The organism is Nonomuraea jabiensis, from assembly GCF_014204795.1.
Classification (GTDB): domain Bacteria; phylum Actinomycetota; class Actinomycetes; order Streptosporangiales; family Streptosporangiaceae; genus Nonomuraea; species Nonomuraea jabiensis.
Map to the genome: position 1 here is coordinate 4,643,011 of NZ_JACHMB010000001.1, position 13,650 is coordinate 4,656,660.

The following is a 13,650-nucleotide window of genomic DNA, read 5'->3' on the forward strand; positions in this document are numbered from 1 at the left end:
GTGAGGTTCGACGTAGTCATCAGCGGCGGCCGGGTGCTCGACGGGACGGGCGCCCCGCCGTACCGGGCGGACGTCGCGGTCTCGGGCGGCAGGATCGCGGCGATCGGGAGGCTGGGCGGCGCCGAGGCGGAGGCCGTGATCGACGCGACGGGGCGGTTCGTCGCGCCCGGGTTCGTCGACTGTCACGCTCACGGCGACGCGGCCGTGTTCGACCCGGCGGTCCAGCGGGCGGCGCTCCGGCAGGGGGTGACCACGTTCGTGCTGGGGCAGGACGGCCTGTCCTTCGCCCCCGGCTCGGCCGCCACCGTCGCCTACGCCTCCCGCTACTTCGCCGCCGTCAACGGCCCGCTCGCCGTCAACGGCCGGCCCACCGCCGACGGGCAGCTCGCCGTCAACGGCCCGCTCGCCGATGGGCCGCTGCCGCTGACCGTCGGGGAGCTGCTCGGCGGCTACGACCGCGCCGTGGCGCTGAACACCGCGTACCTCCTCCCGCACGGCACCATCCGCTACGACGTCATGGGGCCCTCGCCCGAGCCGCCCTCCCGCGACCACCTGGCCGCCATGCTGCGGCACGTCGAGCGGGGCCTGTCGGAGGGGGCGGTGGGCCTGTCGACCGGCCTCGAATACCTCCCCGGCCGCTACGCCACCGCCGAGGAGCTGGCCGCCCTGTGCGCCCCGCTCGGCGGCCTCCCGTACGTCACCCACATGCGCGCGTACGGCACTCAGGCCGGCGTGGGCATGACCGAGGTCATGGAGATCGCCGAGCGCTCCGGCGCCGCCGTGCACGTCTCCCACCTGCACGGCCCCGCCGACGTGCTGCTCCCGCTGGTGGAAGAGGCGCTCGGCAAGGGCGTGGACCTCACCTTCGACACCTACCCCTACCTGCGCGGCAACACGATCCTGGCCATGGTCGTGCTGCCCGGCTCCGTGCCGGGCGCCGAGACCGACCGGGCGCTGGAGATGATCGCGTCCGACGAGCTGGACGGCTGGTGGCCGACGCTCGACGCCGTCTGGCCGCGGCTGACCGTCTCCCACGCCCCGGGGATGGAGTGGGCCGAGGGCCTGACCATCGTGGCGGCGGCCGAACGGGACGGCTCGGCGCCCGCCGAGTTCTGCCGCCGTCTCCTGACGGAGACGCGGCTGGAGGCGGGCGTCGTGTCCGCCCGCCCCGACGAGGGCCCGGAAGGGGAGGAGTCGGTACGCAGGATGCTCCGCCACCCCTCGCACACCGGTGGCTCCGACGGGATCTATGTGGGCGGCCATCCGCATCCGCGGGGGTTCGGGGCGTTCGCCAGGTTCCTCGGCCGGCACGTGCGGGAGCTGGCCGACTGGACCTGGGAGCAGGCCGTCGTGCACCTGGCCTCCCACCCGGCCAGGCGCTTCGGGCTGACGGACCGGGGGCTGGTGCGGAGCGGGTTCGCGGCCGACGTGGTGGTGTTCGACCCGGCGGCGGTGGGCGACCGGGCGACCTACGAGAATCCGCGCACGCTCGCGGCCGGGGTCGACGACGTGCTCGTGTCGGGGGTACGCGTGCTGGCCGGGGGAGAGCTGACCGGCGCCACTCCGGGGCGCGCGCTCCGTCCATGATTGCGGCAAAGGTCTGAGATAGGGTCGGACGCGGATGAAAGGGGCGTTGTGCTCGGGCAGCAGGTCTTCGCGGGTGGACTCGAACTCCCCCTCATGGTCGTGCACCGGGACGCGCTGGAGCACAACATCGAGACGATGGCGGCCTTCGTCCGCGATCACGGCATGGAGCTGGCGCCGCACGCCAAGACGCACATGTCCGCTGAGATCGCCGCGCTTCAGCTCGAAGCGGGCGCCTGGGGGCTCAGCGTCGCGACGCCGCGCCAGGCGCGGGTGGTCCGCGGGTTCGGGGTGGGCCGGATCCTGGTGGCCAACCAGGTCGTGGACCCGGCGGGGCTCGACTGGGCCGCGGGCGAGCTGGAGCGGGATCCCGCGTTCGAGCTGCTGAGCTTCGTGGACTCCGAGGCCGGGGTGGACATTCTCGCTCGGCATGCCGCGTCCCGGCCGTTCCGGGTGCTGGTGGAGCTGGGGCACGAAGGCGGACGAGCCGGGTGCCGGTCCCTGGACCAGCTGCTGAGCCTGGTGTCGTACGTGCAGGAGGTGCCCCACGTCGAGCTGGCCGGGGTCGCCGGCTACGAGGGCGCGTTGAAGACCGCCGACGATGTCCGGAAATATCTGGACTTGCTGCAGGAGGCCGTCGAGTACGTCCGCCTCAAGAACCCGATCCTGACCGTGGGCGGCAGCCAGTGGTTCGACGTGATCGGACGCGAGCTCGTCACCACCCAGGCCAGGATCCTGCTGCGCAGCGGCGCGTACGTCACCCACGACGACGGCTACTACCGCGAGCGCACCCCGTTCAACCGCATCGACGGGGAGCTGCGCCCGGCGCTGGAGGTCTGGGCGCACGTGCTGTCCACGCCCGAGCCCGGGGTGGCGGTCGTGGGCATGGGCAAGCGCGACGCGCCCTACGACGAGGGGCTGCCCGTCCCGCGGCGCGACGGCGTCACGATCGTGAAGATGCAGGACCAGCAGACGGTCGTGCACGCCGACGGGCTCAAGCCCGGTGACCTGCTGGCCTTCGGCATCTCCCATCCCTGCACCGCGTTCGACAAGTGGCGCGTGCTGCCCCTGGTGGACCAGGACTACCGTGTCGTTGGCCAGATAACCACCAATTTCTAGGGAGACGCGGTGAAAAAGGAGCTCAGGACCACCGAAGGCGCCGCCCCGATCGGCGCCTACTCTCAGGGTCTCGTGGTCGGTGACTTCGTCTACACCTCCGGCATGGGGCCGCTCGACCCGCAGACCGGTGAGATCGTCGGCGACGACGTGGCCACCCAGACGCACCAGGTCATGCGCAACCTCGGCGCCATCCTGGCCGCCCACGGCCTCGGCTTCGACGACGTGATCAAGTCCACGGTCCACCTGCAGCACCTCGAACGCGACTTCGCCGCCTACAACGAGGTCTACAAGTCCTATTTCAGCCAGCCGTTCCCCGTGCGCACCACCGTAGGATCGCAGCTGCTGGGCATCCTGGTGGAGATCGACTTCGTCGCTCACAAGAGCGCTTAAGGTCTGCTTGTGGACAGTTCGGTGTACGTCTTCGTCGAGGACCTGCGCGGCGAGGGCGTCGAGCGGGTGCTCGACAGGATCAGCGCGTACGGCGTGGGCGGCATCACCGTCGGCGCCGTCCACCACGCCTCCCGCGACGTGACCCCGCACGGGCTGTCCCGGCTGACCATCCGCCACGACGGGGCGCACTTCCCCCCGCCGTCCGATCTGTTCGCCGGGCTCCGCCTTTCTCCCGTGCCCGGCTATCTGAACGCCCTCGACGGGCTTCGCGAGGCCTGTGCGAAGCGGTCCATGAAGCTCCACGGATGGACGGTCTTCCTGCGCAACGCCACGCTCGGCACGAAACATCCGGACGTGACCGTACGCGACTGCTTCGGCGACCGCGGCTCGCTCACCGACCTGTGCCCCGCCCACCCCGACGTGCGCGAATACGCCGTCGCGCTGGCCAGGGCGGTGGCCAGGCAGGGGGTCGACAGCGTGGTGGCGGAGTCGCTGCACTTCAGGCCGCTCAAGCCGCAGCGCTCGTTCGTGCCGCTGGGGCCGATGGACGCGTACCTGTTCGGGCTCTGCTTCTGCGACTACTGCATGCGCCGCGCCACCGACCTGGGCGTGAACGCCGAGGTGGCGCGTGACGAGTGCGCCAGGATCGTGGGCGGCGTGTTCGACGGGGACCCGCCCGCGCAGGGGGAGGTGACCCGGGCCGCGCTCACCGCGTACGCGGGGCCCGAGGTCGTGGCCTACGCGCGGGCGCGGTCCGAGACGGTCACCACGCTGGTGTCCGAGGTGGCCTCGGCGGTGGCCGACGAGGACTCCAAGCTGGTGTTCATCGACTCGACCGGCGCGGTCAAGGGCTACACGGACGGGCTGCCCACGCCCGGGCTCGCGGCCCACGACGCCTGGCAGCTCGGGGTGGACCTGGTGGCGCTGGGTGACCTCGTCCCGGCCTTCGGGGTGCTCGCGTACGCGCGGGACGCGGCCCGCGTGGCCGACGACGTGGGCGCCTACCTGCGGTCCGTGGGCAAGGACCGGGAGGTGCGGGCGGTGCTGCGGCCCGGCTACCCGGACAGCGACTCGACGGACCGCCTGGTGGCCAAGGCTCGCGGCGCGAAGGCGGCGGGCGCGCTCGCGGTGGACTTCTACGCGTACGGGCTGGTGCCCCACCCGGTGCTGGACCGCATCCCAGCCGCCCTGTCAGAAGCGTTGTAGCCCGTCGAGCAGAGCCGAGACCGCCGCGGCAGGGAAGTCGTCGGCGACGGGCAGGCCCCGGAAGACCGCCCGCATCCACACGGCCCCGGCCAGCAGATCGACGATCAGCATAGGGTCCACCGACTCCTTGAGCTCGCCCCGCCGTACCGCACGCTCGAAGATCTCCCGCTCCCGCGCGAAGCGGTCGGCGAAGAAGCGGCGGGCGTCCAGCTCGGGATGGCGGACTGCGGCGGCCAGCGCGGCGACGGCGATGTCGCTGGACGGCGGCTCGGTGAGCAGCCGCCGTACCCCCTCGACCAGCGCGACCAGGTCACCGCGCAGGCTTCCCGTGTCCGGCGCCTCGAACCCCAGCGCGTCGGCCTCCACCAGCGCCGCCCCCAGCAGCGCGGCCTTGGACGGCCACCAGCGGTAGATCGTCGTCTTGTTGACGCCGGAGTGCTCGGCGACCCCCTCGACGGTCAGCCCGTCGTAGCCCTTCTCCGCCACCAGCCGCAACGTCGCATCGAAGATCTCCTGCTGTTTCCTCGGGGCCATGGGGTCATTTTCTCCCGGCGAACGCCGTGACCACTCCCAGTCCCAGGTAGACGAAGCCGCTGACGTACCGCAGGGTCCTGGCCCGGGCGGCGAGCCGGGTGCCGAGGGCGCCGGCGGTGCACGCGTACACGACGTCGGAGATCAGCCCCAGGAGCAGCAGCGTCAGGCCGAACAGCACCACCTGGAGCGCGGGCGAGCCCGCCTCCGGGCGCACGAACTGCGGCAGGAACGCCAGGAAGAACAGCGCCACCTTGGGGTTCAGCACGTTGACCAGCACGCCTTCGAGGAAGACCTTGCGCAGCGGCTGGGGCGGCGGCGCCACGCCCTCCGTCTCCTTGCCGGTGAACGCGCGGATGCCGAGATAGACGAGGTACGCGACGCCGGCCCACTTGACGACCGCGAACAGCGTCGCCGACTGCGAGATCACGTACGACAGGCCCGCGGCGGCGGCCGTGATGTGCACGCACGTGCCGGCCTCCACGCCGAACGCGCTGGCCAGGCCCGCCGCCCTGCCCTGGGCCAGTCCCCTGGCGGTGATGTAGAGGTGGTTCGGGCCGGGGATGAGCACCAGGGCGAGCGAGGCCGTGACGAAGAGGGCGAAAGTCGATGGCTGAATCACGAAACAGCAGCGTAAAATGCCTTTGGTATGAAGAAGAGGGCCAATCTTGCTTGAGTTTCCTGGACCAATAAGTTGTCGGCGCAGCGTGGCATAGTTTCTGGCGTGAACGGTCTTCTCGTCGGGCGCTCTGCAGAGTTGTCCGGACTTGTGCAAGTGCTGCAGTCGGCAGCCGAGGGCACGGCCGGGGTGGCGCTCGTCGGCGGAGACGCGGGCATCGGCAAGACCCGGCTGATCTCCGAGCTGGTGTCCGAGGCCCGCGAGCGCGGTTTCCACGTGCTGGTCGGCCAGTGCGCCGAGCTGGGCGACGCCCTGCCCTACCTGCCGCTGGCCGACGCGCTGCGCGGCGCGGAGCCGGCCGTGCGCGAGGCCGCCGCCGCCCATCCCATGCTGGGCCAGCTGCTGCCGGGCATGGAGAGCGCCCCGTCGGCGGGGCTCACGCAGCAGCGGCTGTTCGGCTCGCTGCTGGGGCTGCTGGCCGACGTGCAGCCGGTGCTGTTCGTGATCGAGGACCTGCACTGGGCCGACCGGTCCACCCGCGACCTGCTGGTCTTCCTCAGCCGCATGGTGCAGACCGAGCGGGTCTGCGTGGTCGGCACCTACCGCACCGACGACCTTCACCGCCGCCACCCGCTCCGGTCCGTGCTGGCCGAGCTGCGGCGGCTGCCCACGGTCATGGGCGTCGAGCTGGGGCCGCTGGGCTCCGGCGACATGTCCGACTATGTCGCCACTTTGGGGGAGGTGGGCGCTCAGGAGCTCGGCCTCATCGTGACCCGCGCCGACGGCAACCCGTTCTACGCCGAGGAGCTGTTCGCGGCGATGGCCGAGGGCGACAGCCTGCCCGACGGGCTGGCCAGCCTGCTGATGTCCAGGGTCGAGCTGCTGTCGGAGGCCGGGCAGCGGGTGCTGCGGGCCGCCGCCGTGGCGGGCCGGCGGGTGGAGGACGAGCTGCTGCGGGAGGTGTCGGGGCTGCCGCTGGCGGAGTTCGAGGAGGCGGTCAGGGAGATCGTCTCGCGCGGGCTGCTCAGGGTCGACGGCTACGGCTACACCTTCCGCCACGCCCTGCTGCAGGAGGCGGTCTACACCGATCTGCTGCCCGGAGAGCGCACACGGCTGCACGCCGCCTTCGCCAAGCTGCTGACCTCGCCCGCCGAGCTGGCCCACCACCACCTCGCCAGTCACGACCTGGCCGGGGCGCTGGCGGCCTCCGCCGAGGCGGGGCGCCTGGCCGAGCGGCTCGGGGCGCCCGCCGAGGCGCACAGCCACTACGACCAGGTGCTCGGCCTGTGGGACCGGGTCGAGGGCGCGGCGGAGCTGGCCGGGGAGAGCCGGTTCGCGCTGGCGCTCCGCAGCGCCGTGTCGGCGGCCGACAGCGGCGACAACCATCGCGCGGTCACCCAGCTCAAGGCCCTGCCGCCGACGTCGGAGGTCAGCGAACGCCTGGCCTACTACCTCTACGAAGCCGACGACCAGCCGGCCGCCATCGCGGCGGCGGAACGCGCGGTGGAGAGCGCCGAGGATCAGGCCGCGCTCGCCCGCGCCCTGGCCACGCATGCCCGCACCCTGCTGTGGAGCCCCCGCCACCGCGACATCGAGGCCCTGACCGCGCGGGCGCTGGAGACCGCGCGCGCGTCCGGCGCCAGGGACGCCGAGGTGGGCGCCCTGCTCACGCTGGCCGTCTACGTGGAGCACCAGGGCGACGTGGCCAGGGCCCACGAGCTGGTCGAGACGGCCTCCGCCGAGGGGTCCGGCGACCTGGCGATGGACCTGCGCGCCCACTTCCAGCACGCCCGCATCCACTACGAGCAGGGCCTGCTGGCCAAGGCCGCCGAGGTGGCCGACGCCGGCGTCCGCATGGCGTCCGAGACCGGGCTCAAGTGGAGCACGTACGGCACCGACCTGCGCTTCCTGCGGTTCATGATCCACTACGTGGCCGGCGAGTGGGACGAGGCCGAGGCGGTCGCGTCCGGCTTCGGGGCCCGGGTGGGCACGCTGCCGGAGGCGACGCTGTCGTCGTTCGCGCTGTTCATCGAGGTGGCGCGGGATCTGCCCGGGGTCGAGGCGCGGCTGAGCTGGGTGCGGCCGTTCTGGTACGACGAGCTGCCCGCGTACATGTCGCGCGGACTGGCCGCCGAGCACGCGCTCTGGCACGGCGACCCCGCGACGGCCCTCGACCACGTCCGGGCGCTCCTGGCGCCGATGGCCGACGGCTACGCCTGGGTGCTGCGGGTGGTCGCCATCGGGCTGTGGGCGCTGGCCGAGCTCGGCACCACCGAGGGGGCCGACGAGCTGTACGCCCGCGCCCGCCTGTCCGTCGACTCCGGTCCCACCGGCGAGCCCGGTCACCTGGGGCCCGAGGGGCTGGCCTGGGCGGCGCGGGTGGAGGCCGAGTGGCATCGCGTGCACGGGCGGCTCGATGTGGAGCTGTGGCGCCGGGTCGTGGAGGCGTTCGACTTCGGGTTCGTCTACGAGGTGGCGCGGGCCCGCTGGCGGCTGGCCGAGGCGCTGCTGGCGGCCGGCGAGCGGGAGGAGGCGCAGGCGGAGTGGGCCCTGGCGCTGGAGACGGCGGAGCGGCTGCGGGCCAGGCCGCTGGCCAACGCGCTGCTGGAGTTCGGGCGGCGGGCCCGGTTCGGGCCTGCCGGCGGGCCCGGTGGCAGGCACGGCGGCGGGCCCAGTGGCAGGCACGGTGGCAGGAACGGTGGCGGACACGGTGGCGGACACGGTGGCGGACACGGCGGCGGCCAGGGCGACGGCGGGCTGACGGCCCGCGAGGCGGAGGTGCTGCGGCTGGTCGCCGAGGGCCTGACCAACCGGGAGATCGCGGAACGGCTGTTCATCGCGCAGAAGACGGTCAGCGTGCACGTGTCCAACATCCTGGGGAAGTTGGAGGTCTCCACCCGCACGCAGGCGGCCGCGGCCGGACGGCGGCTGGGGCTGCTGGCGTAGCGCGCGGTCAGGTGGGCGGGGCGAGGGTGACGGCGTCGAAGGTGTGCAGCGCGGTCAGGTGGGGCCGGGTGAGGGTGACGGCGTCGAGGGCGTGCAGCGCGCCGAGCTCGTCGGCGGTCATCCAGACGTTGCTGATGCGGCCGTCCGTGATGGTGAGGATGTCCATGACGCGCAGGTCCAGCAGGCGGCCCGTGGGCGGGAGCAGCCCGGCCGAGGTCGCCAGCGGGCCGACCTGCTTGCCGCGCATCCTGAACGCCACCGCCACCTTGTCGCCCGTCTCGACGAGGTCGAGCACCTCGCGCTCGGGATCCTCGAAGGTGGCCTGCATGGCCCGGGCCCTGGCGACCAGGTCGGAGGCCGTGAGCAGGGCGCCGTTGACCCGTACGGGGTCGGTGTAATACACCCGGAACGCCGCCTCCACCTCGCCTGCCGGAGGCAGCGGGCTGGTCCACAGGCGGAGGAGACCGTCGACGTCGAATGCCATGCCGCCAGTGTGCGCCTCGCCGGCCGTCTCAGCCAGGGCGGGTGAGGTGGTCGATGAGGAGGTCGATCCTGAGCTCCTGGTGCTCGGCCGGGATCCGCCGGTCGTGGGCCAGGGTGGCCAGGCCGTGCAGGGCGGCCCACACCACCTCGGCGAAGACGCCGGGATGGTGCTCGCCGGCCACCGGCTCCAGCGCGAGCACGAACTCGCCGAACGCCGCCCGCAGCTCCTGCGGCGTCTCGTCGGTGGCGAAGGGGATGGCCACAGGCATGACGAACATGGCCTCGTACAGGGCGCGGCGGGTGCGGGCGAAGTCGAGGTAGGCCGTCGCCACCCGGCGCAGCACCGCCTGGGGGTCGCCGCCCGCCGTCCGCGCTGCCCGGAGCTCGTCCGCCAGCTCCACGAACCCCTCGATCGCCACCTCCCGGACGATGGCGTCCTTGCCCTTGAAGTGGCTGTAGAGCACCGGCTGGCTGTATTCGACCCGCTCCGACAGGCGCCGGGTCGTCACGGCCTCCCAGCCCTCGGACTCGGCCAGCTCGCGGGCGGCGGTGATGATCAGCTGGTGGCGCTGCGCGCGTTCGCGTGCTCGGCGGGCGGCTATCGACATACGTCCACGCTAGCATGACTAGCAGTTCTAGCGTTGATCCGTCAGCTGGTGATGGTCAGGTCGCGGAAGAGGAAGTAGCTCGCGATGTCGCTCTGCAGGTACTGGTGGTAGTAGGTGGCCATGGGCTTGGCGGCCTTGTCCGCGGTGAGGACCGTGATGACCACGTACTTCTTGGACGCGCCCGAGCGCATCTTGCCGTAGACGTAACTCTTGTGCGTCCTGTCCGTGTGCCACTTGACCGCGTCCGAGGTGAGCGACGCCAGGCGCGTGGCCGCCGTCTTCGCGGCGCCTTCGCTGGGGAAGGAGAGCACGAGCTGGACCGCCTTGATGTGCCCGCCGTACGCCGAGTACGCGAGCTGGACGGCCCGCAGGCAGTGGTTCTTGGCCAGCACGCCCTGGCCGTCCACCGGGTCGCAGCTGTCGTACGTCCACCCGGCCACCTTCTTGGCCTGGAGCTTCACGTCTCCCAGCTTGAAGTCCCAGTCCTCGAACTCGTCGTCGGTGAGCGGCGAGCCGGGATCCACCCGCTTCGAGGTGGCGGACTTGGTGTCGCTGGGGGCCGGGGTGGGCTGGGCGGGCTCGGAGGCGGGCGGGTCCGACGGGGTGGTCGATGGCGGGTCGGACTGCGGTGCCGTCGTGGTCGTGGGGACCGGGTCGGCGGTCGGCAGGGCGACGGGCGAGTTCTGGGCGGAGTCGCGCATGTAGAGGAACGCGACGACCCCGCCGCCGATCAGGAGGACCGAGAACAGGCCCACGACCAGGCCGATGACCAGGGCGTTGGCGCTCTTCCGCGGTGCAGCCGGGGCCGGCGGCGGCCCTGGGAGGGGGCCTGGGGCCGGGAGCAGCAGCGTCCCTTGGGGGCCGGTCTGGTTGCCGTACGGCGGCGCGCCCGATCCCGGCGGCTGCCCCTGCCCGGCCCCGTAGCCACCTTGCCCGGAGGCCGGGCCGTATCCGGGCTGCGGGGCTCCTTGCCCGGAGGCCGGGCCGTATCCGGGTGAAGGGACTCCCTGCCCAGCGGGTGGCCCGTATCCGGGTGGAGGGGCTCCCTGCGCAGGAGGTGGCCCGTATCCGGGCTGCGGGGCTCCTTGCCCGGAGGCCGGGCCGTATCCGGACGCGGGAGGACTCTGCCCAGGGGGTGGGCCGTATCCGGGTGGAGCGGGGTGTCCGGGTTGGCCGTATCCCGGTTGGCCCTGACCGTAGCCGGGCTGCGGAGGGCCGGCTTGGCCGGGTGGCGGGCCGTAGTGCTGCGGGCCGTACCCCTGCGGCGCTCCTTGCGCGCCCCACGGGCCTTCCGGCTGGGGCTGGGGCGGGGGAGGCTGCGGAGGGTATGCCATTGGTCCATTGTGGGGTAGCCGATCCCCATCTACCCCAGTCACCCCCCAAATCTCACGAGGCTGTACGCGCCTCTTCGCACACCTGGCGGCGGTACTTCCCGGGCGCCAGCCCGTACTGTCGCTTGAACGCGTTCCCGAACGCGAACTCCGACCCGTACCCGACCCGCTGCGCCACCTCCCCCACCGAGACGTCGGACTCGCGCAGGATGCGGGCCGCCGTGGCCAGGCGCCACCACGTGAGGTACGCCAGCGGCGGCTGCCCGACGAGGGAGGTGAAGCGGCGGGCGAAGCCGGCGCGCGAGAGCCCGGCGTGGGCGCCGAGCGACTCGACCGTCCAGCGGTGGGCGGGGGCGCGGTGGATGGCGTCCAGCGCGCGGCCGATGGCCGGGTCGGCCAGCGCGGCGGCCCAGCCCGACTCCCTGCACGCCTCGGACTCCAGGTCGAACCAGGCCCGCAGGATGTAGAGCTGGAGAACGTCGAGCAGGGACGTGACCACGGTGTCGGCGCCCGGCCGGGGGTTGTCGATCTCGCCGGCGAGCAGCTCGACGGCGGCCCGGAGCTCGGGGTGGTGGCCGAGCGTCGTCGGCAGGTGGATCACGTCGGGCAGCGCGTTCAGGATCGGGTGGGTCCTGGTGGGGTCGAGGTGGTAGCCGCAGCAGAGGGTGACCGTCTCGGCCCCGTCGCCGCCCTCGACGGTCGAGGCGAACAGCTCGGAGTCCAGGTACGGATTGCAGACCGGTGCGGCGAGCGGCGTACCGGGACTGTCGGCCAGGCCGTACCCGTCGCCGTGCGGGAAGAAGACCACGTCGCCTACGCTCAGCGGCATGGGGTCGCCGCCGGGCGGGATGAGCCAGCAGGACCCGCGCAGCACCATCTGGAAACCGGCGGACCCCGGCGCCTTCGGGAACTCCCTGCCCCAGGGGGCCCGCCAGGAGATGCGCACGGAGGTCGGGCGGCCGGTACGCATGAGGGCGACGACGTCGCTCAGCACATCCATGTCACCAGTCTAAGCCCAGAGACTCTGACGTATAAAAAGTAGCTTTTGAAGCATTGGATATCTCAAGATCGGCTCCTAGTGTGGGTCAGGCAATTCTTGACTCCCTGAGAGGACCGATTGACATGATCAAGGTTGGCATCATCGTGGGCAGCGTCCGTCCCGGCCGCAACGGCGAGGCGGTCGCGCAGTGGGTCCACGACCTGGCGGTCAAGCGCGGCGACGCCGAGTACGAGCTGGTGGACCTGAAGGACTACACCCTGGGCAACCTGGACGAGCCGCAGCACCCCGCCGCGGGGAACTACACGCACGAGCACACCAAGCAGTGGGGGGCGAAGATCGCATCCTTCGACGCGTTCGTCTTCGTGACGCCCGAGTACAACCACTCGATCCCGGGCTCGCTGAAGAACGCCGTCGACTTCCTGTACGCGGAGTGGACCAACAAGGCGGCCGGTTTCGTGGGTTACGGCGTGGGCGGCGCGGTCCAGGCCGTCGGGCACCTGCGCGACGTCCTGTCCAATGTCGGCGTGGCCACGGTGCAGCAGCAGGTCGCGCTCTCGGTCTTCACGGACTTCGAGAACATGACCACGTTCAAGCCCGCCGCCGTTCACGAGGACAAGCTCGGCGTCCTGCTCGACCAGGTCCTCGCCTGGGGAGGCGCCCTCCGCCCGCTGCGCGCGGCCTGACTGCGAACACGCGAGCCGGCCGGCTGCCGTCGGCGCTCGGCCCGTCGGTGCGGTGGTACGGCTGCGGCCCGGCGACCTCACCGACCACCGACGGGCCGAGCGCGGGGCCGGGGCGGGCACCCTGGCACACGCGGTTCAAGCGCACCCGGTTGGTGTCGCGGGATGGCGGGAGCGGCCGTCCGTGGGGGAGCGGGCGAGGACGCGTCCGGTTGGTGCCGTAGTGAGGCGGCGGGGGAACGCGGCCACCTGGCGGTGGAGGGGTGGCAGATCTTGGGGGCGTGCCGGGGGAACGGCTGATCGGGGGTGGAATGGCGGGACGGTCGGGTGGCGCAATCCGACCGTTATCCCTATTTCCCTATCGGATTGCTAGGTTGTGCTTGTCGGAGGCCGATTGAGGACCGCCGGGAGGCACAAGTGGGACCCACACGGCGCCGGGCCGACCATGCCCGGCAGGTGGCCGACCTGCTGCGCAGGCAGATCGTCCACGGGCATTTCCCGCGCGGCCAGTTGCCGCTGGAGGCGGCGCTGGCGCGCGAGTTCGGCGCCTCGCGCAACACCGTGCGCGAGGCGCTCGGGCTGCTGCGCGAGGAGGGCCTGGTCGAGCGGTGTCCGGGCGTGGGCACCACGGTGGCCAGGGAGAAGTACCCGCACGGCCTGCACCGGCTGCTCGGCCTGGCCGAGACCCTGCACGAGCACGGCGAGGTCACCAACCAGGTCAGGACCATGACCCTGATGGAGCCGCCCAGGGCGGTCAGCCACCGGCTCAACCTGCCCGCCGGCGAGCAGGTCGTCTACCTCGAACGGCTGCGCCGCCTCAACGGCCTGCCGCTCTCGCTGGACCTGACGTACCTGGTGCGGGACGTCGGAGAGCCGCTGTTCGACGCCGACCTGGAGCACAACGACATCTTCGTGCTGCTGGAGAGCATCACGGGCCAGCCGCTCGGCACGGCCGACCTCACCCTGGAGGCGGTCAACGCCGACGCGCACACCGCGGCCGTGCTCGACGCGCCGCCCGGCGCCGCGCTGCTCATGGTCGAACGGCTCACCCACCTGGCCGACAGCCGACCGGTCGACCTGGAGTTCATCCGCTTCAGGGGCGACCGGCTGACCATGCGCGGGCACCTGAACCGCGCCGCGGGCAAGGAGTGAC

General features: G+C 72.3%; 13 protein-coding genes. 7 read left to right on the forward strand and 6 right to left on the reverse strand.

The window, feature by feature from the left end; genetic code table 11:
* From HD596_RS21375 to HD596_RS21390, 4 genes are read left to right on the forward strand one after another with little or no spacing between them, the layout of a single operon-like run.
* Positions 1–1,587, forward strand: coding sequence for an N-acyl-D-amino-acid deacylase family protein (locus tag HD596_RS21375; protein WP_185071113.1), 1,587 nt, complete (start codon positions 1–3; stop codon positions 1,585–1,587).
* A 48-nt stretch (positions 1,588–1,635) separates the two neighbouring features.
* The gene (locus HD596_RS21380; protein WP_313044634.1) at positions 1,636–2,703 is read left to right on the forward strand and encodes an alanine racemase; all 1,068 of its coding nucleotides are present in this window, start codon (positions 1,636–1,638) and stop codon (positions 2,701–2,703) included.
* A 9-nt stretch (positions 2,704–2,712) separates the two neighbouring features.
* A complete protein-coding gene (locus HD596_RS21385; RefSeq protein WP_185071114.1) occupies positions 2,713–3,093 on the forward strand; it encodes a RidA family protein in 381 nt (126 codons plus the stop codon).
* Positions 3,094–3,102: 9 nt separating this feature from the next.
* On the forward strand, positions 3,103–4,299 hold the full coding sequence (locus HD596_RS21390) for a hypothetical protein (RefSeq protein ID WP_185071115.1): 1,197 nt from the start codon (positions 3,103–3,105) through the stop codon (positions 4,297–4,299).
* Here HD596_RS21390 and HD596_RS21395 read toward each other — a convergent pair.
* Positions 4,285–4,833 (reverse strand): TetR/AcrR family transcriptional regulator, encoded by a 549-nt coding sequence (locus HD596_RS21395; protein WP_185071116.1) that lies wholly within the window; start codon positions 4,831–4,833, stop codon positions 4,285–4,287. The two genes, HD596_RS21390 and HD596_RS21395, sit on opposite strands and share 15 nt — an antisense overlap.
* Positions 4,834–4,837: 4 nt before the next feature.
* The gene (locus HD596_RS21400; RefSeq protein ID WP_185071117.1) at positions 4,838–5,452 is read right to left on the reverse strand and encodes a LysE family translocator; all 615 of its coding nucleotides are present in this window, start codon (positions 5,450–5,452) and stop codon (positions 4,838–4,840) included.
* 102 nt (positions 5,453–5,554) lie between these two features.
* Between HD596_RS21400 and HD596_RS63825 the strand changes: the two genes are divergently transcribed.
* Positions 5,555–8,395 carry a helix-turn-helix transcriptional regulator gene (locus tag HD596_RS63825; protein ID WP_185071118.1) on the forward strand — a complete coding sequence of 947 codons (2,841 nt, stop codon included), beginning with the start codon at positions 5,555–5,557 and terminating at the stop codon, positions 8,393–8,395.
* Positions 8,396–8,402: 7 nt separating this feature from the next.
* On the opposite strand, the gene HD596_RS21410 is transcribed toward HD596_RS63825, so the two are convergent.
* From HD596_RS21410 to HD596_RS21425, 4 genes are all read right to left on the reverse strand, one after another.
* Entirely contained in the window at positions 8,403–8,879 is a 477-nt protein-coding gene (locus HD596_RS21410; RefSeq protein ID WP_185071119.1) for an ester cyclase, read from the reverse strand.
* 28 nt (positions 8,880–8,907) lie between these two features.
* The gene (locus tag HD596_RS21415; RefSeq protein ID WP_185071120.1) at positions 8,908–9,486 is read right to left on the reverse strand and encodes a TetR/AcrR family transcriptional regulator; all 579 of its coding nucleotides are present in this window, start codon (positions 9,484–9,486) and stop codon (positions 8,908–8,910) included.
* 41 nt (positions 9,487–9,527) lie between these two features.
* Positions 9,528–10,241: a hypothetical protein gene (locus tag HD596_RS21420; RefSeq protein ID WP_185071121.1), complete on the reverse strand. Its 714-nt coding sequence runs from the start codon at positions 10,239–10,241 to the stop codon at positions 9,528–9,530.
* Positions 10,242–10,872: 631 nt separating this feature from the next.
* On the reverse strand, positions 10,873–11,817 hold the full coding sequence (locus HD596_RS21425) for an AraC family transcriptional regulator (protein WP_185071122.1): 945 nt from the start codon (positions 11,815–11,817) through the stop codon (positions 10,873–10,875).
* A 122-nt stretch (positions 11,818–11,939) separates the two neighbouring features.
* Here HD596_RS21425 and HD596_RS21430 point away from each other — a divergent pair, with 122 nt between their 5' ends.
* Positions 11,940–12,500 (forward strand): NADPH-dependent FMN reductase, encoded by a 561-nt coding sequence (locus tag HD596_RS21430; RefSeq protein ID WP_185071123.1) that lies wholly within the window; start codon positions 11,940–11,942, stop codon positions 12,498–12,500.
* Positions 12,501–12,914: 414 nt separating this feature from the next.
* The gene (locus tag HD596_RS21435; protein WP_313044635.1) at positions 12,915–13,649 is read left to right on the forward strand and encodes a GntR family transcriptional regulator; all 735 of its coding nucleotides are present in this window, start codon (positions 12,915–12,917) and stop codon (positions 13,647–13,649) included.
* The last annotated feature ends 1 nt before the right edge of the window (position 13,650 follow it).

Excerpts from the sequence above, each read along its gene's own strand:
- HD596_RS21395 (WP_185071116.1), bottom strand. The coding sequence starts at position 4,833 with ATGGCCCCGAGGAAACAGCAGGAGATCTTCGATGCGACGTTGCGGCTG.
- HD596_RS21410 (WP_185071119.1), bottom strand. The coding sequence starts at position 8,879 with ATGGCATTCGACGTCGACGGTCTCCTCCGCCTGTGGACCAGCCCGCTG.
- HD596_RS21415 (WP_185071120.1), bottom strand. The coding sequence starts at position 9,486 with ATGTCGATAGCCGCCCGCCGAGCACGCGAACGCGCGCAGCGCCACCAG.
- HD596_RS21425 (WP_185071122.1), bottom strand. The coding sequence starts at position 11,817 with ATGGATGTGCTGAGCGACGTCGTCGCCCTCATGCGTACCGGCCGCCCG.
- HD596_RS21430 (WP_185071123.1), top strand. The coding sequence starts at position 11,940 with ATGATCAAGGTTGGCATCATCGTGGGCAGCGTCCGTCCCGGCCGCAAC.